At 60.4% G+C, this 20,077-nt stretch carries 17 protein-coding genes; 10 read left to right on the top strand and 7 right to left on the bottom strand.

Annotated elements, in window-relative coordinates:
• The 4 genes from ACGSLL_RS17690 to ACGSLL_RS17675 are packed head-to-tail and all read right to left on the bottom strand — an operon-like array spanning position 1 to position 3,395.
• Complete coding sequence (locus ACGSLL_RS17690) at positions 1-411, bottom strand: GtrA family protein (protein WP_394507330.1); 411 nt, start codon at positions 409-411, stop codon at positions 1-3.
• A complete protein-coding gene (locus ACGSLL_RS17685; protein ID WP_394507329.1) occupies positions 408-1,364 on the bottom strand; it encodes a WxcM-like domain-containing protein in 957 nt (318 codons plus the stop codon). Before ACGSLL_RS17685 ends, ACGSLL_RS17690 begins: the two co-directional genes overlap by 4 nt.
• Positions 1,357-2,301 carry a glycosyltransferase family 2 protein gene (locus ACGSLL_RS17680; protein ID WP_394507328.1) on the bottom strand — a complete coding sequence of 315 codons (945 nt, stop codon included), beginning with the start codon at positions 2,299-2,301 and terminating at the stop codon, positions 1,357-1,359. The genes ACGSLL_RS17685 and ACGSLL_RS17680 overlap by 8 nt, the downstream gene beginning before the upstream one ends.
• Positions 2,298-3,395 carry a DegT/DnrJ/EryC1/StrS family aminotransferase gene (locus ACGSLL_RS17675; RefSeq protein WP_394507327.1) on the bottom strand — a complete coding sequence of 366 codons (1,098 nt, stop codon included), beginning with the start codon at positions 3,393-3,395 and terminating at the stop codon, positions 2,298-2,300. The genes ACGSLL_RS17680 and ACGSLL_RS17675 overlap by 4 nt, the downstream gene beginning before the upstream one ends.
• Positions 3,396-3,775: 380 nt before the next feature.
• Here ACGSLL_RS17675 and ACGSLL_RS17670 point away from each other — a divergent pair, with 380 nt between their 5' ends.
• From ACGSLL_RS17670 to fabF, 5 genes are all read left to right on the top strand, one after another.
• Entirely contained in the window at positions 3,776-4,747 is a 972-nt protein-coding gene (locus ACGSLL_RS17670) for a UDP-glucose 4-epimerase family protein (protein WP_394507326.1), read from the top strand.
• Positions 4,744-5,775 carry an MraY family glycosyltransferase gene (locus ACGSLL_RS17665; RefSeq protein ID WP_394507325.1) on the top strand — a complete coding sequence of 344 codons (1,032 nt, stop codon included), beginning with the start codon at positions 4,744-4,746 and terminating at the stop codon, positions 5,773-5,775. The genes ACGSLL_RS17670 and ACGSLL_RS17665 overlap by 4 nt, the downstream gene beginning before the upstream one ends.
• Positions 5,776-5,870: 95 nt before the next feature.
• Positions 5,871-7,865: a polysaccharide biosynthesis protein gene (locus ACGSLL_RS17660; RefSeq protein WP_394507385.1), complete on the top strand. Its 1,995-nt coding sequence runs from the start codon at positions 5,871-5,873 to the stop codon at positions 7,863-7,865.
• A gap of 110 nt (positions 7,866-7,975) precedes the next feature.
• Positions 7,976-8,311 (top strand): ComEA family DNA-binding protein, encoded by a 336-nt coding sequence (locus ACGSLL_RS17655; RefSeq protein WP_394507324.1) that lies wholly within the window; start codon positions 7,976-7,978, stop codon positions 8,309-8,311.
• Positions 8,312-8,566: 255 nt separating this feature from the next.
• Positions 8,567-9,841, top strand: coding sequence for a beta-ketoacyl-ACP synthase II (fabF, locus tag ACGSLL_RS17650; protein ID WP_394507323.1), 1,275 nt, complete (start codon positions 8,567-8,569; stop codon positions 9,839-9,841).
• Here the strand turns inward: fabF and ACGSLL_RS17645 are convergent.
• The 3 genes from ACGSLL_RS17645 to eat form a co-directional block, all read right to left on the bottom strand.
• Positions 9,838-10,392, bottom strand: coding sequence for a TetR/AcrR family transcriptional regulator (locus ACGSLL_RS17645; protein WP_394507322.1), 555 nt, complete (start codon positions 10,390-10,392; stop codon positions 9,838-9,840). The two genes, fabF and ACGSLL_RS17645, sit on opposite strands and share 4 nt — an antisense overlap.
• 138 nt (positions 10,393-10,530) lie before the next feature.
• Complete coding sequence (locus tag ACGSLL_RS17640; protein WP_016770901.1) at positions 10,531-10,698, bottom strand: DUF2897 family protein; 168 nt, start codon at positions 10,696-10,698, stop codon at positions 10,531-10,533.
• Positions 10,699-10,826: 128 nt separating this feature from the next.
• The gene (eat, locus tag ACGSLL_RS17635) at positions 10,827-12,191 is read right to left on the bottom strand and encodes an ethanolamine permease (RefSeq protein ID WP_394507321.1); all 1,365 of its coding nucleotides are present in this window, start codon (positions 12,189-12,191) and stop codon (positions 10,827-10,829) included.
• Between the two features lie 399 nt (positions 12,192-12,590).
• Here eat and kdpF point away from each other — a divergent pair, with 399 nt between their 5' ends.
• From kdpF to ACGSLL_RS17610, 5 genes are all read left to right on the top strand, one after another.
• Entirely contained in the window at positions 12,591-12,680 is a 90-nt protein-coding gene (gene kdpF, locus ACGSLL_RS17630) for a K(+)-transporting ATPase subunit F (RefSeq protein ID WP_007899818.1), read from the top strand.
• 8 nt (positions 12,681-12,688) lie between these two features.
• The gene (kdpA, locus tag ACGSLL_RS17625; protein WP_394507320.1) at positions 12,689-14,383 is read left to right on the top strand and encodes a potassium-transporting ATPase subunit KdpA; all 1,695 of its coding nucleotides are present in this window, start codon (positions 12,689-12,691) and stop codon (positions 14,381-14,383) included.
• A 10-nt stretch (positions 14,384-14,393) separates the two neighbouring features.
• Positions 14,394-16,451, top strand: coding sequence for a potassium-transporting ATPase subunit KdpB (gene kdpB, locus ACGSLL_RS17620; protein WP_394507319.1), 2,058 nt, complete (start codon positions 14,394-14,396; stop codon positions 16,449-16,451).
• 234 nt (positions 16,452-16,685) lie between these two features.
• The gene (kdpC, locus tag ACGSLL_RS17615; RefSeq protein ID WP_394507318.1) at positions 16,686-17,231 is read left to right on the top strand and encodes a potassium-transporting ATPase subunit KdpC; all 546 of its coding nucleotides are present in this window, start codon (positions 16,686-16,688) and stop codon (positions 17,229-17,231) included.
• 146 nt (positions 17,232-17,377) lie between these two features.
• Positions 17,378-20,029: a DUF4118 domain-containing protein gene (locus ACGSLL_RS17610; RefSeq protein ID WP_394507317.1), complete on the top strand. Its 2,652-nt coding sequence runs from the start codon at positions 17,378-17,380 to the stop codon at positions 20,027-20,029.
• Positions 20,030-20,077 lie beyond the last annotated feature (48 nt).

The raw sequence follows: 20,077 nt of genomic DNA, 5'->3' as shown, positions 1-20,077 counted from the left end.
TCAGTCTCGTGATGGAATTTTTTTATGTGTGAGCTTCAGGACGAATTTATTGAGTAGGTAACTGCACGGAAGCAATAACAGTATGACTATTATCGGCGCGATGGTCTTGTCCAACAGAAACTGCTCAACCAGTAATTTTAGTAATAGCGCGCCTATTACGTACTGCCCGATATAAATACTTGGGTAGATAGCCATGCCCAGCCACGACTGTTTTACCCTGAACACAACTTTAGAATTGAAGAAGTAAGCGAAGACTATCCCTGCTGCGTAGGCTATTGCGTAAGCTATTTGATAGTTCATCAAATAGCTTAACAATAGGTAGAGGCAGTATGTCAGGCCAGTGTTCAGGCCGCCGCCAATTAGAAAATTAATCCAGCGGCGGGCCTTCGGGCTATCCTTGAGTGCGTTCACGTAAGCGCTTTTTGCGAGGTGATTTTGGTAAACTCTGAATAATCACGGATGTAATCGTCCGCTTCGTAGTAATCCGAGGTGAACACCAACAATACCGCATCTTCTGAATATTTGTACTGAATGCCCCAGGTCAATGGTGGCAGATAAATGCCTTTGTTCGGCGCATCCAGCAATACTTCGGCGCGATTGGTGCCGTCATCCACCACCACGGCGCAGCTGCCTTTAACGCAAATCAGAAACTGGTGGCACTTGTGGTGGGCATGTTCGCCGCGGGTTTTCTGGCTCGGAACGTTGAACACGAGAAAGTACCGCTTGGGGGTAAACGGAATTTCCTTGTGGAACTCACCTACAGACAGATCGCCCCGCATGTCCGCAATGTATTTGAAGCGGTGGGTAGTGACATCCCCGACGCCAATACGCACTACAGCCTCGTCCTGCCCCTGGTTATTGACCGCAGGAGGTTTGACGGCATTGCTGGAGGCAGAGTTTTCCACGTAACCGGTGATGCGTGCGGGCGAGCCGGTAACAATCGCATACGGTGGCACGGACTTGGTGACGACCGCGCCTGCACCCACCATCGCGCCGGTGCCAATCGTGATGCCAGGCAAAATGACCGCGCCGCCGCCGATCGAGGCGCCGTCCTGGATGACCGTCTGGGAAAACGACTCCGGATACACCTTGGAGCGGGGGAACTTGTCATTGGTGAACGTGGCGTTGGGGCCGATGAAGACGTCCGAGCCGATCCGCAGGCCGTCCCACACGTAAACGCCCGACTTGATAGTCGTGCGGTCACCGATGACCACGTCATTTTCAATCAGAGAGTGAGAGCAGACGTTGACGTCGTCTCCAATCACTGCATTCGGGAACACCACCACGTATTGCCAGATGCGAGTGTTCTTGCCGATGTTCGAGCTTTTGACGTCGGCGCTGGCGTGGATGAACGGCTCAGTCATTGGAGTGTTCCTTGTTGTCGAGTTTCATGCAGACAATTGCGAGCGGTCGTTGTTTGCTGTTTTCGTAGGCTCGCCAGGCATAGGTGCCCACCAGGCCGATGCCGAGCAGGTTCATCGTTCCCAGCAGCAATACCATCAGGATCGTGGCGGCATAACCGGGCACGTCGATCGCTCCGGAAAGTTTCGCGATGATCACCATCAGGCCGATGAACAATGACAGCAGCGTGCCCATGGCGCCCATGCGCGTCAGCAGTCTGATCGGGTAATCGGTAAACGCGAATACACTGTCCATCATGTACTCGAGCTTCTTCTTGAAGGTCCATGCCGATTTGCCTTCCAGGCGTGTCTGCCGTTCGTACTCGATGAACTTGCGACGAAAGCCCAGCCAGAATATCAGCGCAATCAGCGACGAACGCGATTCGTTCAACTGCAGCAACTGCTCGCGAAACGCTTTGTTGCAGCCGAAGATATCAACGCCACCCTTGGGCATGTCGTGAACTACCAGGCGGCGGTACAGACCCCAGAACATCGACGATGCCATGCGACTGGAGAACGGATCCTGGCGGGCATTGCGCGTGCCGATGGCAACGTCGCATTCGTCGTTGGAAAGCGACTTGAAAAAGTTGATCAAAAGCTCTGGCGGCTCTTGCAGGTCAGCGGCCATCACTCCGAAATAATCACCCTTGGCAGCCATCAGGCCGGTGCGAATGGCTGGAAACGAACCGAAGTTGCGCGAATGTGCCAACAGTTGGGCAGAAAAACTCATGCTGCCCAGTGCCTGTTTGAGCAGCACAAACGAATCGTCCGGACTGCCGTCTACGACAAACACCACCTCGAGCTGGTTCTCGAGTGTGGTGTTCATGTCGGTCAGCGCCTGGATGAGCCGGGGGATGGAGTCAGCGTTCTTGTAGACCGGGACGATGACCGAATATCTCATGCAGCCCATCCATTGACCGCCGCGATGACATTACCGACTTCCTCATCGCTCATTTCCGGGTAGCAGGGCAGCGTCAGGATCAGCGATGCCAGTTGCTCCGTGTTGGTCAGATGCACTCCGGCAAACTGCTCACCGAACACCGGTTGCTTGTAGTCGGGGATCGGATAGTGAACGTCAGAGGCGATCTGTGCCTGACGCAGGTGCTGCTGCAGGGCGTCGCGCTTCGGTGACTTGATCACGTACAAATGCGCTACCGAGGCCAGGCCAGCGTCCTGCGCATGATTGATCTCGCCGTGGCGGATCTCGTTGCGATAGCGCTGAGCAATTTCGCGACGGCGGGCATTGCCCTCATCAAGATGAGGCAGGAACTCGGACAGAATGGCAGCCTGCATTTCATCGAGGCGGCTATTGCGCGCGCCCGCGAGCTCGACGCAATACTTGGACGACCAGCCGTACTGGCGCAATTGCGCAACACGTTGGGCAATTGCAGCCGAGTTGGTCACGACAGCGCCGCCATCGCCAAGGGCGCCAAGGTTTTTCGTGGGATAAAAGCTGAAGCTCGAAGCGTCACCGAAGGTGCCAACACGCTGACCATCGCGTTCGGCGCCATGAGCTTGAGCGCAATCTTCCAGCAGGGCCACCTTGTGCTCAGCGCAGTACGCGGCGATGGCCTTGATGTCCGGCACTGCCAGACCGTACAAATGGGTCACGACGACTGCTTTGGCCCCGGCTTCGATCGCTTGCTTGACGCCCGCCAGCGTGACGACGTGAGTGTCTGCATCGACATCCATGAACAGCGGGGTCGCGCCGATGGCCAGCACCGATGTGGTGGTGTACATGCCGGCGTTGGCAACAGTCGCAACCTGATCGCCTTCAGCGACACCGAGTGCCTTGAGGGCCAGCTCAATGGCGTCGGTTCCATTGGCGACGCTGACGCAATGCCCGGCCTTGAGGTATTCGGCGAAAGCTTTTTCAAAACGTTTGACTTCCGGTCCTAAAACCACCCAACCGCTTTCGACCACGCGTTGCACCGAAGCATTTATCTGCGACTTGTATTTGTCGATCTTCGCCGCAAGGTTGTTGATCTGCTGCATGGGTGCTCTCCATTTCGAAGCAAAAGGCGTCTGGTATCTTGGTTTTGCCCGGCGTTAGCCGAAATTTGGCGTGATGACGGAGCTGAAATCCTTGAAGCTGCGAGCGCTCCGATCACTTTTCCGCACGGATTCTATCCGTACCCTGAGTCCGCTCCAACTGCAAAGTGCGATTAGCCTGTGTGCCGGGCTTGAGCGGTGGTGGCGGCCAGCAGGATTGCCGTCGCGCCAGAAGTGGCTATGACGTCGTGGATTCAATAAACTGCCCGCCTCGAGTCGATCTCCAAACAGATTCTCCTGGCGCGGTGCCAGACGCATCGATTCGTTACTTGCAGCAGGGTCGCTGAAGTGCGTTCGCAGTTCCATTTCTTCAAGGGTCGCCCATGAGCACCAAGACATTTCTGGTAACGGGTGGCAGCGGTTTCGTCGGTCGGGCGTTGATCGGGCAATTGCTCGCGTCAGCGCACTGCCGTGTTGTGGCCCTTTCGCGCCGCGCTGAAACGGCTGTGGACCCCAGCGTGCGGACGGTCCAGTGGTCCGGCCTTGACAGCGGGCAGGACTTGTCGGAGGCATTGCAGGGCGTTGATTGCGTCGTTCATACCGCAGCTCGCGTGCATGTCATGAATGAGGTGACGGCTGATCCGCTGGCAGCGTTCCGTCAGGTCAATGTACGAGGCACTCTGGAGCTTGCGCGGCAAGCCGCGGCGGCCGGGGTGCGGCGTTTCATCTTCGTCAGTTCGATCAAGGTCAACGGTGAGGGGACTGCGCCGGGATGCGTATATACCGCCGATGACTTGCCCGCGCCGGTCGATCCTTACGGCATTTCCAAGCACGAGGCCGAACAGGCGTTGCAGTCGTTGGCGTTGGACACCGGCATGGAGGTGGTCATCATTCGCCCGGTGCTGGTCTACGGCCCGGGTGTCAAAGCCAACTTTCTCAGCATGATGCGCTGGCTCGACCGCGGAGTGCCACTACCCTTCGGCGCTGTCGACAATCGGCGCAGCCTGGTGGCGCTCGATAATCTGGTGGATCTGGTGCTGACCTGTATCGAGCATCCGGCAGCAGCCAATCAGATTTTCCTGGCCAGCGATGGTGACGATGTGTCGACCACCCGGTTATTGCGCCTGCTCGCTGCTGCCATGGGCAGGACCGCGCGCTTGTTGCCGGTGCCTGTGGCATTGATGGATGGTGCGGCCAGAATGCTGGGCCGTTCCGCGCTGGCGCAAAGGGTCTTCGGTTCCCTGCAGGTCGATATCAGTAAAAACCAACGACTTTTGAACTGGGTGCCGCCGGTCACTCTCGATCGCGCCTTGCAACGCACTGCGCAGCATTTTCTGGATACTCGCCAAACATGAATGACGGATGGTTCATCGCGATCTTTGCGCTTCTCTCTCTGACCCTGACCTGGGTTTTGCGCTATTACGCCCTGTCACGAAGTCTGATGGATATTCCCAACGCGCGAAGCTCGCATTCGGTGCCAACTCCGCGCGGTGGCGGGGTGGCGATTGTTCTGACATTCGTATTGGCGCTGGTTTATCTGCTGTGGCGGGATTTGATCGCGGTCCCGGCGTTTCTGGCCATCGCCGGGGCGGGTACGCTGGTCGCCGTGGTGGGGTTTATGGACGACCATGGACATATCGCTGCACGCTGGCGCTTGTTGGGACATTTTGCCGCGGCGATCTGGTTGCTCTGGTGGATGGGCGGGCTGCCTGCCGTGCAGCTTTGGGGCGTGGTGGTCGACCTGGGTTTTGTCGGTGAGGTGCTGGCGGCGTTTTATCTGGTCTGGCTGCTCAACCTATACAACTTCATGGATGGTATTGACGGTATCGCCAGTGTCGAAGCGATTTGCGTGTGCCTGGGCGCCTGTCTGCTTGGCTGGCTTGGTGGTTGGCCGCAACTGGTCTGGGCTCCGCTGTTGCTCGCGGTTTGCGTCGGCGGTTTTTTATTCTGGAATTTCCCGCCTGCACGAATCTTCATGGGCGATGCCGGCAGCGGCTTTCTGGGAATCGTGTTGGGAGGCTTATCGCTGCAGGCGGCCGGGCAGAGTGCCGAGCTGCTGTGGGGCTGGCTGATTCTGCTCGGTGTGTTCGTCGTCGACGCGACCTTCACGCTGTTTCGGCGCTTGCTGCGCGGGGATAAAGTCTATGAGGCGCACCGTAGTCACGCTTATCAATATGCCTCTCGTCGGTTCGGCAGTCACCTGCCCGTCACTATTGCCGTTGCCGTGATCAATATGTTCTGGTTGTTGCCGATTGCCGTGGCCGTCATGCATTTCGGGCTGGACGGGAGCTTGGGCGTTATTGTCGCCTATGCTCCGTTGTTGTGGCTTGCAATCAGATATCGCGCCGGCGCACTGGAAAACGACTCAAAGCTTGTCCGGTAACAGATCGGCCATTTGGGTTTACAGTGCATGCATGCCAGCAGTTCTGCAGAGGAATACCGCAGTTGAAGGGAGAAAACTGAGTGTTTGAAGAGTTGATGGACAAGGTACGGGAGCGGCTCGTTGCATTGCCGAGGCGACGCAAACGGCTGATCCAGGTGACGACGGACATCGTCCTGGTCTGGGCAGCCCTCTGGCTGGCGTTCATCGTCCGCCTGGGCATCGATGACATGTACAACCCGTTCAGAGTGCATGTCTGGCTGTTTGTCTGCGCACCTGTCGTGGCTATTCCCCTGTTCATCCGCTTCGGCATGTATCGGGCGGTCATGCGGTATTTCGGCAATGATGCCCTGATTGCCATCATCAAGGCGGTCAGTCTTTCTTCGCTGATCCTGGCTGTGGTCGTGTACTGGTACAGCAACCATGAGGCCGTGGTACCACGCTCGATCATTTTCAATTACTGGTGGTTGAGTCTGGTCATTATCGGCGGCCTGCGCCTGTGCATGCGCCAGTACTTCATGGGGGACTGGTTTACCGCAGCCCAGCACGTGCCTTTCACCAGTCGCGATAATGGCCTGACCAAGGTCGCCATTTACGGGGCCGGTGTGGCAGGCAACCAGTTGGTAGCGGCGTTGCGCATGGGCAAGGTCATGCGCCCCGTGGCTTTCATTGACGATGACGCCAGTATTGCTGACCGTTCGATCTCGGGTTTGCATGTCTACAAACCCAAGCACATTCAGGAGATGATCGACGTTACCGGCGCGCAGGAAATCCTGCTGGCCTTGCCATCCTCCACTCGGGCCAGACGACGCGAGATTCTCAATCTGCTGGAGGGTTTTCCCCTGCATATCCGCAGTGTGCCGAATTTCACCGATCTGGCCAGTGGCAGGGTGAAAGTCGAGGATATTCAGGAAGTCGACATCGCTGACCTGCTGGGACGCGATGCGGTGCCAGCGCAACCGGACCTGCTCCAGCGCTGCATCAAGGGCAAAGTCGTCATGGTGACCGGTGCAGGTGGATCGATCGGATCCGAGCTGTGCCGGCAGATTTTTGCCTTGGGACCGACCACGCTTCTGTTGTTCGATCATAGCGAATTCAATTTGTACAGCATTCTGTCCGAACTGGAGCAGCGCGGCTGCCGGGAGGCGGTCAAGGTGCGCCTGTTGCCGATGCTCGGCTCCGTTCGCCATCCGCACAAGTTGCTGGATGTGATGAAAACCTGGCAGGTCGATACTGTTTATCACGCTGCCGCTTATAAACACGTACCGATGGTCGAGCACAACATCGCCGAGGGTGTGCTGAATAACGTGATCGGCACCCTGAACACTGCGCAGGCTGCCCTGCAGTCGGGTGTTGCCAACTTTGTCTTGATCTCTACCGACAAGGCCGTTCGCCCGACCAATGTGATGGGCAGTACCAAGCGCCTGGCCGAGCTGGTGTTGCAAGCATTGAGCCATGAGATTGCGCCGGTGCTGTTTGGTGACAAGTCCAACGTTTCACGAGTGAACAAAACCCGCTTCACCATGGTTCGGTTCGGTAATGTGCTGGGGTCGTCCGGTTCGGTGATCCCGTTGTTCCACAGCCAGATCAAATCCGGTGGTCCGCTGACCGTCACCCATCCGAAAATCACCCGCTATTTCATGACCATCCCCGAGGCCGCCCAGTTGGTGATTCAGGCGGGTTCCATGGGGCAGGGTGGCGATGTGTTCGTGCTGGACATGGGCGAGCCGGTCAAGATCGTTGAGCTCGCCGAGAAAATGATCCACCTCTCGGGTCTCAGTATCCGCTCCGACCGTAATCCGCAGGGCGACATCTCCATCGAATTCACCGGTTTGCGTCCTGGCGAAAAGCTTTATGAAGAATTGTTGATAGGCGATAACGTCGCCGCCACCCCTCATCCAATGATCATGAGCGCCAATGAAGACCATTTGTCCTGGGATGTATTGAAAGCGCGGCTAAGCGAACTGCTGACGGCCGTTGAGGGCGACGACTACGCCCGCGTCCGGCAGCTCCTGCGCGAAACCGTCTCCGGTTACACGCCCGACGGTGAGATCGTGGACTGGATCTACCAGCAACGCCGACTCGAGCCCTGATTGTTTCACATCCTGTAACGCAGGCATTTTTGACTTCGCTCTATCTTGACCTACGTTTGTAGAGCAGCTTGGGAAAAGCTGCTTTCTAAAACGATGATGGAGCGTCACTTATGCGTACCGGTTATTTTTACTCGCTGATTTTTGCTGTCCTCACCAGCGCCTCGATTGCTGCGATTGCCGCTCCAGTAGAGCCTGTGCAGACAACCAAGGCGCCTTTGGTGATGGATGCTGCTGCATCGTCTCAGAGTGCCAAGGTCGATCTCAACGAAGCGGACGCGGCGACGTTGCAGAAGGAGTTGGCGGGCGTGGGCGAAGCAAAGGCGCAGGCGATTGTTGCGTATCGTGAAACAAACGGGCCTTTCGCCTCGGTGGATGAATTGCTGGAAGTGAAGGGGATTGGCAAGGCCATTCTGGATCGTAATCGTGAAAAGCTGGAAGTGAACTAAGCTGACAGTTCAGCGCCGAGAGGCCGGTCATTGACCGGCCTTTTTATTGGGCGTTGATCGGGTGAATGCCGAAAAGCTGAAAATTATGGCTATCATAATTCTTTTTGATTATGCCTATAATAAAATCCGCTCGGGACTGATCAGCAGCTAAACGGCGTCGCCCGAGCTGTTCACCATTGTTCCAATGATGAACTTGTCCAATCGCAACACAGCGTTACACGTCGAATTTGTGAATTGATAAGGGGTAACCACGATATGAACCAACGTCGAGTCGTCGTCACGGGCATGGGCCTGGTTTCACCCTTGGGCAGTGATGTGGAAATCGTCTGGCAGCGTTTGCTTGCCGGGCGCTCCGGTTTGCGCAATTTACCGGACACGGTGGTAGCGGATCTGCCGACCCGGGTTGGCGGCAGTGTGCCGACGGTGGAGGAGGATGCCGAGGCCGGATTTGATCCGGATCGCGCGACCCCGCCCAAAGAACAGAAAAAAATGGATCGCTTCATCCTCTTCGCCATGGAAGCGGCGCGGCAGGCGTTGGAGCAGGCCGGTTGGCAGCCAGCGAACACGCAAAGCCAGGAGCGTACCGCGACGATCATCGGTTCCGGTGTCGGTGGCTTTGGCGCGATCGCCGACGCGGTGCGCACCACAGACAGCCGTGGCCCTCGGCGTTTGTCGCCGTTCACCATTCCATCGTTTCTGGTCAATCTCGCCGCAGGGCACGTGTCTATTCAGCATGGTCTGAAGGGGCCGCTGGGCGCGCCGGTCACCGCATGTGCAGCGGGTGTTCAGGCGATCGGCGATGCGGCGCGGCTGATCCGCGCCGGTGAGGCCGATATCGCGGTGTGCGGCGGGGCCGAGGCCTGCATCGACCGAGTCAGTCTTGCTGGTTTCGCCGCAGCGCGGGCGCTCTCCAGCGGTTACAACGACACGCCGCAGCGTGCATCGCGTCCGTTCGACAGCGGGCGTGACGGTTTCGTGATGGGCGAGGGCGCCGGTCTGCTGGTTATCGAATCACTCGAACATGCCCTGGCTCGCGGCGCGCAACCGTTGGCCGAACTGGTCGGCTACGGCACCAGCGCCGACGCTTACCACCTGACCGCCGGGCCGGAAGATGGCAGTGGTGCGCGGCGTGCGATGGAGCTGGCGTTGGCGCAGGCCGCCATCGAGCCGGTTCAGGTCCAGCATCTGAATGCTCATGCAACGTCGACACCTGTAGGCGATCTTGGCGAACTGGCGGCGATCAAGGCGGTGTTCGGTGCCGAAAACAAAATCGCTGTTACTTCGACCAAATCCGCTACCGGTCATTTGCTCGGTGCTGCCGGCGGGCTGGAAGCGATCTTCACGCTGTTGGCGATTCGTGATCAGGTCGTGCCACCGACACTCAACTTCGACAACCCGGACCCGGCGAGTGCCGGGGTGGACATCGTCCATGGCCAGGCGCGATCTACGCCGATCGAATATGCACTGTCCAATGGTTTTGGCTTTGGCGGGGTCAATGCCAGCGTGTTGTTCAAGCGCTGGCAGGCTTAGTCGCGGTTCTTCAGATGGTCGCGGGTGACGTCGAGGATGCGTTGCGCAAACCCGGCATCCGCGACACTGCGTGACAGCAGCAACGCGCCGACCAGGGTCGACATGATGACGACGGCGCGGTCCGCATTGTTCTCGCCGTCGAGGCTGTTCTCGATCTGCGTCAGCCGTGCGTTGAGCACTTCGTCACTGGTGGGGCTCGGTTGTCCGCGCAGGCCCAGTTCCGAGGAAATGGTCAGCAGCGGGCAGCCTTCGTCGGGTGAGGTCTGATGCCATTCGGAGAGGTAGGTCTCGATGAACAGATCCAGCGCATTGTTCTGGGCGAAGATTTCTGCGCATAAACCGTCGACCTGATTGCCGGCCTCCTGCAAGGCCTTTTCGACCAGATCATCCTTGGATTTGAAATGTGAATAAAAACCGCCATGGGTCAGCCCCAATGCTTTCATCAGAGGTTGCAGGCCGGTGGCGCCGATGCCGTCCTTGCGAAAGCGCGCCGAGGCTTCCTTGATGATGCGCTGATGGGTCTGGGCTTTATGGTCCTGCGAATAACGCATCGGGAACTCTCCGCAACAATCCACGCATCTTAACCAAGGAAAATTAGATGGTGACTGTACTTCTACATTCTTAAAATCGTGCGGTCAGACTCGATGGCTATATAAATGCGAACCCCGCCGATCAAGGCGGGGTTCGTGTCAGCGGTCCTGTGCGTCCTTGGCGTCGGCTTCGGCATTGCGCTGTGCGACGCGCTTGCGTTCTTCATCGGTCAGTTCGACCTTGTTGGCGGTGTCGCGCAACATCATCAAGCCACCGACGATCGAGCCGATTGCAACAACCAGAATCAACCAGGCATACCAGGGCATAACGGCTCTCCTTAAGGGCAGCGCGACGGGCGAGGATTCGCCGTTCGACGCTGCATACCACGTTTGAGCGAAACGTCTTCGCAGTGGTTCCATTCTAGGCCGCTTCTGCCCGGCACACCCGGCCCGGGTCAATTTCCGGTCAACATCGCATCGGCCGGCGCATCGGCGCGCAATTGGCCGGTCATCATGAAGTAAGCAAAACCAACCGCCATGAAGCCGAGGAAAATCAGCCCGATCAGCGTGTTGAACCATGCCATCGCCACCAGGCACACCACCGCCAGTACCAAGGCGATCATCGGCACCAACGGATAGCACGGCGCACGGAAGGTGCGTTCCAGATTCGGCTCGGATTTGCGCAGTTTGAACAGGCTGAGCATGCTCATGATGTACATCACGATGGCGCCGAACACGGCCATGGTGATCATCGCTGCGGTGAGTGTCATGCCGCCGAGGTTGATCAGCCCGTCGCTGTAGATCGCGGCGATACCGATCAGACCTCCCGCGATGATTGCGCGGTGCGGGGTCTGGAAGCGTGACAGTTTCGCCAGTGAAGCGGGCAGATAGCCGGCGCGGGCGAGGGCGAAGAACTGTCGCGAGTAGCCGAGGATGATCCCGTGGAAACTGGCCACCAGACCGAACAGGCCGATCCACACCAGCATGTGCAGCCAGCCGGAGTTGTCGCCGACGACGGTTTTCATCGCTTGCGGCAGCGGGTCGTTGATGTTGGCCAGGGTGCGCCAGTCGCCGACGCCGCCAGCGAAGAACATCACGCCCATCGCCAGCAAAACCAGGGTCAGAATGCCGCTGATGTACGCCTTGGGAATCGTGCGTTTCGGGTCCTTGGCCTCTTCGGCAGCCATCGCCGCGCCTTCGATAGCGAGGAAGAACCAGATGGCGAATGGAATCGCCGCAAACATCCCGGCAATCGCCGGTGCGCCAAATACATCTGAGCCGGCCCAGCCGTTGAGGGCGAAGTTGCTGAAGCTGAACGCCGGCGCGACCACGCCCATGAACACCAGCAATTCAGCCACTGCCAGCACACAGACGATCAGCTCGAACGTGGCGGCCAGTTTCACGCCGAGAATGTTCAGGCCCATGAACACGATATAAGCGCCGACGGCAGCGTGTTTCGGGTCGAGCGCGGGAAATTGCACGTTCAGGTAGGCGCCAATCGCCAATGCAATCGCTGGCGGTGCGAAGACGAATTCGATCAGCGTCGCCAGCCCGGCGATCAATCCGCCTTTCTCACCGAAGGCGCGGCGGCTGTAGGCAAACGGCCCGCCGGCATGAGGAATCGCGGTGGTCAGTTCGGTGAAGCTGAAGATGAAGCAGGTGTACATGGTCGCGACCATGAACGAGGTGACCAGAAAGCCCAGTGTGCCGGCGACACCCCAGCCGTAACTCCAGCCGAAATATTCCCCGGAAATCACCAGCCCCACGGCAATGCCCCACAAGTGCAGCGTGCCCAGCGTGGGTTTGAGTTGTGTGTTCATGCGCTTGCTCCCTGAAGGATTGGAAAGCTTCGAAGGGGGCGTGTGCAGTGGGCGTGCCATTACGCTGAAACAAGTCGTAATGAGTTCAAAGCTGTCGCAGCGGGGATGATCGGCGCTGGATGTGCCGGTATTGTGCGCCAGTTGGGTGCGATGTTGCTTACGCCGCCGCCTTCGCGAGCAGGCTCGCTCCCACAAGGGAATGCGTTTCAGAAATGTGGGAGCGAGCCTGCTCGCGAAGAGGCCAGCCCAGACACCACTAAAACCACCTGTAACAAACGCATAAACCCACTCTTTACGCATTCTTTATGCCCCGCGTTCACCCTCGCTCTCGTTCCTTTACAGCCTCCTTCCCGACAATCACCCCACACGCGGCAATACGCCGTTACACGGAGATCATCCATGAGCGTTCTGGACGGGGTGTCACTGCTGTTGGCAGTGGGGCTGTTCATTTATCTGTTGGTTGCGCTGTTGCGCGCGGACCGGAACTAGGAGCGGCTATGCACGGTTATGACTATTGGCTGATCCTCGGCTTCTTCGCGCTGGTCTTGCTGCCAGCGCCGTTCCTGGGACGCTTCTACTACAAGGTGATGGAAGGCCAGCGCACCTGGCTGACGCCGATTCTCGGGCCGGTCGAGCGCGGTTGCTATCGTATTGCCGGAGTCGATCCGCAGGCAGAGCAGAGCTGGCAGAAATATACGCTGGCGCTGCTCGCGTTCAACCTCGCCGGGTTTCTGCTGTTATTTGCGATTCTGCTGTTCCAGGATCACCTGCCGCTGAACCCGCAGAACCTGCCGGGGCAGGAGTGGACGCAGGCGTTCAACACCGCGGTCAGTTTCATGACCAACACCAACTGGCAGTCCTACAGCGGTGAGGCGACCCTCAGCTACTTGAGCCAGATGGTCGGCCTCACCGTGCAGAACTTCGTCAGTGCCGCCACCGGCCTCGCCGTGCTGGTCGCGCTGTGCCGTGGCATCGGCCGCAAATCGGCGCAGACCCTCGGCAACTTCTGGGTCGACATGACTCGCGCCACCCTCTATGGCCTGCTGCCGCTGTGCCTGTTGCTGGCGCTGTATCTGGTCTGGCAGGGCGTGCCGCAGACGTTTGCGCAGTACGTCAACGCGGTGACGCTGCAGGGTGTCGATCAAGTCATTCCGCTGGGCCCGGCCGCCAGCCAGATTGCGATCAAGCAACTGGGCACCAACGGTGGCGGTTTCTTCGGCGTCAACTCGGCGCATCCGTTCGAGAACCCGACCGCCTGGAGCAATCTGTTCGAAGTCGCGTCGATCATTCTGATTCCGGCAGCGCTGGTGTTCACCTTCGGCCACTACGTCAAAGACCTGCGCCAGAGTCGCGCGATCATCGCCTGCATGCTGGCGCTGTTCCTGATTGGCGGTGCGACTTCGCTGTGGGCCGAATATCAACCGAATCCGACCCTGAACAACGCTGCAGTCGAGCAGACCGCGCCGCTGGAAGGCAAAGAGGCGCGCTTCGGCACCACCGCCACGGTGCTGTGGTCGGTGACCACGACGGCGGCCTCGAACGGTTCGGTCAATGGCATGCACGACAGCCTCAACCCGCTGAGCGGCATGGTCGCGCTGGTCAACATGATGGTCGGCGAAGTGATCTTCGGCGGCGTCGGTGCCGGGCTCTACGGCATGTTGCTCAACGTGCTGATCGCGGTGTTCCTCGCCGGTCTGATGATCGGGCGCACCCCGGAATACCTCGGCAAGAAACTCCAGGCGCGTGAAGTGCAATTGCTGGTGGTCACGCTGTTGGTGATGCCGGTCAGCGTGCTGGTTCTCGGTGCGGTCGCCGCGGCCTTGCCTGGCCCGGCAGCGACCATCAGCAACCCCGGCCCGCACGGTTTCAGCCAGTTGCTTTACGCCTACACCTCGGCGGGCGCCAATAACGGCTCGGCATTCGGTGGCCTGAGCGCGAACACGCCGTTTCACAACCTGATGCTCGGCCTGGGCATGTTGATCGGCCGCTTCGGCTACATCCTGCCGGTATTGGCACTGGCCGGCAGCTTGGCGTTGAAGAAAACCGCACCGATCGGCCAGAACAGCTTCCCAACTCACGGCCCGCTGTTCGTGACCCTGCTGACCGTGACCATTTTGCTGGTGGGCGGCCTGACCTTTCTGCCGACCCTGGCGCTGGGCCCGATTGCCGAACATCTGAGCCTGGGCTTCTGAGGAGCTGACGATGAATATGCCCGCAATAAAACCCGTCGCCGCCAAAGCGCCGGAACAAGCAAAAACCGCGATCTCGGCGCTGTGGCGCCCGGCGCTAGTGCAAGCGTTCGTCAAGCTTGACCCACGGCAGCTGAAGCGCTCGCCAGTGATGCTGGTGGTCGAACTGACCGCGATTTTCACCACGGTGTTGTGCTTTATTCCGGATGCCAATGTGCCGACCTTGGTTGCTGCACAAATCGCCTTGTGGCTGTGGTTCACCGTGCTGTTCGCCAACTTCGCCGAAGCCTTGGCTGAAGGGCGTGGCAAGGCCCGCGCCGATAGCCTCAAGGCCGGCAGCGAAGGCCTAAGCGCTCGGCGCCGGCAGGCCAATGGCAGCTTCCAGGTGGTGCCCGCAGCCAACCTGCGCAAGGGTGACGTGGTGCGCGTCGAAGCAGGGGAGATGATCCCCGGCGACGGCGAAGTGATTGAAGGGATCGCCGCGGTCAACGAAGCGGCGATCACCGGTGAGTCGGCGCCGGTGATCCGCGAGTCCGGCGGTGATCGCTCGGCGGTCACTGGCAATACGCGACTGGTATCCGACTGGCTGCTGGTGAAGATCACCGCCAATCCCGGCGAATCGACCCTCGACCGGATGATCGCGCTGGTCGAAGGCGCGAAACGCCAGAAGACTCCCAACGAAGTGGCGCTGGATATCCTGCTGATCGGCCTGACTCTGATCTTCCTTTTGGTGGTGGTCACCCTGCAACCGTTCGCCCACTTCGCCAATGGCAGCCTGCCGCTGGTGTTCCTTGTGGCGTTATTGGTCACGCTGATTCCGACCACCATCGGTGGCCTGCTCTCGGCCATCGGCATTGCCGGGATGGACCGGCTGGTGCGCCTCAACGTGATCGCCAAATCCGGTCGCGCGGTGGAAGCGGCGGGCGACGTGCATGTGCTGCTGCTCGACAAGACCGGCACCATCACCTTCGGCAACCGCCGTTGCAGCGCGGTGTATGCCGCGCCGGGTGTGTCGGGACGGGATCTGGCCGAGGGCGCGTTGTTCGCTTCGCTCGGCGACGAAACCGCCGAAGGCAAATCCATCGTCGAGTACCTGCGCGGTCTGCATCCGCAGCCCGAGCCGGCGCCCGAAGTGCTGACAGTGGTGCCGTTCAGCGCGGAAACCCGTTTGTCTGGCGTCGACCATCAGGGCCGCGTGTATCGCAAAGGCGCAGTGGATTCGTTGCTGACGTTCATCGGCCAGCAACGCGCCGATCTGGCCCCGGCGCTGGCGCGCGAGATCGACAAGATCGCCCAGAGCGGCGGCACGCCTTTGCTGGTCTGCGCCGACGGCAAACTGCTCGGTGCGATCCACCTCAAAGACGTGGTCAAGCCGGGCATTCGCGAGCGTTTTGCCGAACTGCGCAAACTGGGGATTCGCACGGTGATGGTCACCGGCGACAACCCGCTGACCGCTGCGGCGATCGCTGCGGAAGCGGGCGTCGATGACGTGCTTGCCGAAGCCACGCCAGAAAAGAAACTCGCACGCATCCGTCACGAGCAGAACGACGGTCGCCTGGTCGCAATGTGCGGCGACGGCGCCAACGATGCCCCGGCGCTGGCCCAGGCTGACGTTGGCATGGCGATGAATGACGGCACGCAAGCGGCACGCGAAGCGGCGAACATGGTCGATCTCGACAGCGACCCGACCAAGCTGCTCGACGTGGTGCAGATCGGCAAGGAGTTGCTGGTGACCCGTGGCGCGCTGACGACCTTTTCCATCGCCAACGACGTGGCCAAATACTTCGCCATCCTGCCGGCGCTGTTCGCCGCGATCTATCCGCAACTGGGCGTGCTGAACATCATGCATTTGACCAGTCCGCAGAGCGCGATTCTCTCGGCGATTGTGTTCAACGCCTTGATCATCGTCGTGCTGATTCCGCTGGCACTGCGCGGCGTACGGGTGCAGGCGGCAAGTGCGGCGGCGTTGCTGCGGCGCAATCTGCTGATCTATGGCGTGGGCGGGATTCTGGTGCCGTTTGTGGGTATCAAGGCGATCGACATGCTGCTCACGGCGTTGCACTTGGTGTGACGATTAGAAAAGAGCCCCTCACCCTGGCCCTCTCCCGGAGGGAGAGGGGACTGACCGAGGTGATTTTGAGCGGTGTACCGATTTGAAATTCGGAGCCGAACTCAGGTTTTGAACAGCGTGAAGATCGGCTCCCTTTCCCCCTCGCCCCCTTGGGGGAGAGGGCTGGGGTGAGGGGGAAAAGATCTCCCTGACACCCCACCAAAAGTTTGCCCAACCGAATTCGAGGATCAACCAATGTCCACAATGCTACGTCCGGCCCTGAGCCTCTTGGTGCTGATGACCCTGATCACCGGCATCGCCTATCCACTGGCTGTCACCGGCATCGCCCAAGTCGCCTTCCCCGAGCAAGCCAATGGCAGTCTGGTCCGTGACGCCGACGGCAAAGTCCGTGGCTCCTCACTGATCGCCCAGGATTTCACCGGCGATGCGTGGTTCCACCCACGGCCATCCGCCGGCGCCTTCGCCACCGTTTCCAGCAGCGCCAGCAACCTCGCCCCGAGCAACCCGGCGCTCGCCTCTCGGGTGATCGACGAGGCCAAAAAAATCCAGGTTCCCGCTCAGGGCCCGGTGCCGCTGGCGTTGTTGACCACCTCGGCCAGCGGCCTTGATCCGCACTTGCCACCGGCGGCAATTGCCTATCAACTGGCGCGTGTTGCGCAGGCGCGCAACCTGCCGCTGTCGACAGTGCAGCAACTGCTCGATGCGCACATCGAACAGCCGCTGGTGGGGCCGCCGGTGGTGAATGTGCTGGCGCTGAACATGGCGCTGCAGAAAATGTAGTAGATGCTCGTTCCCACGCTCTGCGTGGGAATGCATCAACAGACGCTCTGCGTCTGCTCTTATGGGACGCAGAGCGTCCCGGGCGGCATTCCCACGCAGAGCGTGGGAACGATCAATCAACGATCAATCAAAAACAGAGACCCCGCATGAGCGACTCCGGCCGCGCCGACGCGCTGTTAGCAGATCTGCCCCGTGACGGCCGTGGCCGGCTGAAAGTATTTCTCGGCGCCGCCCCCGGTGTCGGCAAGACCTACGCCATGCTCCAGGCCGCGCACAGCCAGTTGCGCCAAGGCGTGAAAGTCCTCGCCGGCGTGGTCGAAACCCACGGCCGCGCTGAAACCGAAGCGTTACTCGGCGGCCTGCCGCAGCAACCGCTGCTGCGCTCGGAATACCGTGGCGTGATGCTCGAAGAAATGGACCTCGACGGCATCCTTGCGGCGCGACCGAAACTGGTGCTGGTCGACGAGCTGGCGCACAGCAACGCCCCCGGCAGCCGTCACGCCAAGCGCTGGCAGGATATTCAGGAACTGCTCGCCGCCGGCATCGACGTGTTTACCACGGTCAACGTCCAGCATCTGGAAAGCCTCAACGATCAGGTGCGCGGCATCACCGGTGTGCAGGTGCGCGAAACACTGCCGGACTGGGTCCTGCAGGAAGCCTTCGAACTCTTGCTGATCGATCTGCCGCCGCGTGAACTGCTTGAGCGCCTGCGCGAGGGCAAGGTCTACGTGCCCGAACAGGCGCGGGCGGCAATCGATGCATTTTTCACCCAGACCAACCTCACCGCGTTGCGCGAACTGGCGATGCAAACGGCTGCTGCGCAGGTCGATAACGATCTGGCGCAGGGTTATCGCCAGCTCGGTCAGGCCGCGCCGGCGGTGCGCGGGCGCTTGCTGGTCGGCGTCGATGGTGATGCCCAGGCTGAGCGTCTGGTGCGTCACGCCAGTCGCGTCGCTCAGCGTCGGCATTTGCCGTGGAGTCTGGTGCATGTCGACAACGGCAGTGTGCGTGACGAGCAATCGCGCCTGCGCCTGCAAAGTGCCCAGCAACTGGCTGAACGCCTCGGCGGCGAAGTGGTGCTGCTGCGTGCCGGCGAGGTGGCGAAAACCCTGATCCAGCACGCCGCGGAACGTCGCGCCAGTCTGGTGCTGGTCGGCCAGTCGCGGCCGCGTCTGCGTCGTCGGCTGTTCGGCGGTGGGCTCGCTGCGCGATTGTTGCGTCAGGCCCATGGCCTGGAAATCAACGTCCTCGACAGTGATGAACAACCGCAGCAACCGCGTCCGCACAATGCGCTGACGCTGGTGTGGTTCGACTACGCATTGGCGCTGGTTGCGACGCTATTGGCGACGGCACTGGCATGGGCGGTGTCGAGCGTGTTGCCGCTGCCGAACATCTCGCTGGTGTTCCTCGCTGCGGTGTTGCTGGTGGCGGTGCGCAGCAGTCTCGGCCCGGCGCTGGCGTGTGCGGCGCTGTCGTTTCTGACTTACGACTTCTTGTTCATTCCGCCGAATTTTTCTTTCAGCATTCAGCGCGAAGAAGACGTCCTGACCTTACTGTTTTTCCTGCTGATGGCGGCGCTCACCGGTAACCTCGCAGCGCGCCAGCGCCGACAGTTGCAAGCCTTGCGCGACACCCAGGAGGAAACCAGCGAACTGCTCGACCTGTCGCGCAAGCTCACCGCTGCCACCGATCGCCAGGCCGTGGTCAGCGCCGCCGCGCAGCACCTCAATGGCTGGAACGATCTGCAGCTGTGCCTGCTCAATCGCGACGGCCAGGGCGGCTGGAAAGTCGAGACCGGCGGACCGCTGCAATTCACCGAGGCCGAGCGCGCCGCCGCCGATTGGGCGTGGCAGCACGATCAACCGGCGGGCATGGGCACCGGCACGCTGCCGTTCGGGCGTTGGTGGTGGTGGCCGTTGTCGGTCGAGGACGGGCCGTTGGCGCTGCTCGGCGTGTGCGCCAAAGAAGGCCAGACCCTGAGTGGCCAGCGCCGTCGCCTGCTGACCGCGTTGAGCCAGCCGCTGGCGCAGGCACTGGCGCGCGCGCAGTTGGCCGACGATCTGGAAGCCGCGCGCCTGCACGGCGAAACCGAACAGTTGCGCAGTGCCTTGCTGGCCTCGGTGTCACATGACCTGCGCACGCCGCTGACCGCCATGCGCGGCAGCATCGACAGCCTGCTGGCACTCGGCGAAGCGATCCCGCTGGAGGACCGCCGCGAACTGCTCGAAGGCACCCGCGATGAAGCCGAGCGCCTCGACCGCTACATCCAGAACCTGCTCGACATGACCCGCCTCGGTCACGGCGCACTGAAACTGGCGCGCGACTGGGTGTCGCCGGCAGACATCGTCGGCAGTTCGCTCAACCGCCTGCGCGCGGTGCTCGCGCCGTTGCAGGTGAGCACCGAGGTGCCGGCCGAGTTGCCGCTGCTGTATGTGCATGCGGCGCTGATCGAGCAGGCGCTGGTCAACGTGCTGGAAAACGCCGCACGTTTTTCGCCCGTTCACGGTCGCCTGCAACTCAACGCCGGCGCGGATGATCAGGAGATTTTTTTCTCGGTCAGCGACGAAGGGCCGGGCATTCCCGAAGACGAGCGGGCGAAGATTTTCGACATGTTCTACACCGCCGCGCGTGGCGATCGTGGCGGGCAGGGCACGGGCCTGGGGCTGGCGATCTGTCAGGGCATGGTCGGCGCGCACGGCGGGCGCATCAGCGTCGCCGCCGGTATCGATGGCCGGGGCACGTGCATCACCCTGCACTTGCCGTTGCAGACGCAGCCGGGGATGGACGGTGAAGCCTGAATCCGACTGCGCTACTCTCTTGCCACTCTTTTTTTTGTTGATGGGAAT

The sequence above is a fragment of the Pseudomonas retamae genome (assembly GCF_043496865.1).
In the GTDB taxonomy this organism is placed as follows: Bacteria; Pseudomonadota; Gammaproteobacteria; order Pseudomonadales; family Pseudomonadaceae; genus Aquipseudomonas; species Aquipseudomonas retamae.
This window is presented reverse-complemented; position numbering and strand designations above follow the sequence as displayed.

Bases quoted from the DNA above. Each gene is read 5' to 3' on its own strand.
- ACGSLL_RS17685 (WP_394507329.1), bottom strand. From the start codon at position 1,364: ATGACTGAGCCGTTCATCCACGCCAGCGCCGACGTCAAAAGCTCGAAC.
- ACGSLL_RS17680 (WP_394507328.1), bottom strand. From the start codon at position 2,301: ATGAGATATTCGGTCATCGTCCCGGTCTACAAGAACGCTGACTCCATC.
- ACGSLL_RS17675 (WP_394507327.1), bottom strand. From the start codon at position 3,395: ATGCAGCAGATCAACAACCTTGCGGCGAAGATCGACAAATACAAGTCG.
- ACGSLL_RS17670 (WP_394507326.1), top strand. From the start codon at position 3,776: ATGAGCACCAAGACATTTCTGGTAACGGGTGGCAGCGGTTTCGTCGGT.
- ACGSLL_RS17665 (WP_394507325.1), top strand. From the start codon at position 4,744: ATGAATGACGGATGGTTCATCGCGATCTTTGCGCTTCTCTCTCTGACC.
- ACGSLL_RS17660 (WP_394507385.1), top strand. From the start codon at position 5,871: ATGGACAAGGTACGGGAGCGGCTCGTTGCATTGCCGAGGCGACGCAAA.
- ACGSLL_RS17655 (WP_394507324.1), top strand. From the start codon at position 7,976: ATGCGTACCGGTTATTTTTACTCGCTGATTTTTGCTGTCCTCACCAGC.
- fabF (WP_394507323.1), top strand. From the start codon at position 8,567: ATGAACCAACGTCGAGTCGTCGTCACGGGCATGGGCCTGGTTTCACCC.
- ACGSLL_RS17645 (WP_394507322.1), bottom strand. From the start codon at position 10,392: ATGCGTTATTCGCAGGACCATAAAGCCCAGACCCATCAGCGCATCATC.
- ACGSLL_RS17640 (WP_016770901.1), bottom strand. From the start codon at position 10,698: ATGCCCTGGTATGCCTGGTTGATTCTGGTTGTTGCAATCGGCTCGATC.
- eat (WP_394507321.1), bottom strand. From the start codon at position 12,191: ATGAACACACAACTCAAACCCACGCTGGGCACGCTGCACTTGTGGGGC.
- kdpF (WP_007899818.1), top strand. From the start codon at position 12,591: ATGAGCGTTCTGGACGGGGTGTCACTGCTGTTGGCAGTGGGGCTGTTC.
- kdpA (WP_394507320.1), top strand. From the start codon at position 12,689: ATGCACGGTTATGACTATTGGCTGATCCTCGGCTTCTTCGCGCTGGTC.
- kdpB (WP_394507319.1), top strand. From the start codon at position 14,394: ATGAATATGCCCGCAATAAAACCCGTCGCCGCCAAAGCGCCGGAACAA.
- kdpC (WP_394507318.1), top strand. From the start codon at position 16,686: ATGTCCACAATGCTACGTCCGGCCCTGAGCCTCTTGGTGCTGATGACC.
- ACGSLL_RS17610 (WP_394507317.1), top strand. From the start codon at position 17,378: ATGAGCGACTCCGGCCGCGCCGACGCGCTGTTAGCAGATCTGCCCCGT.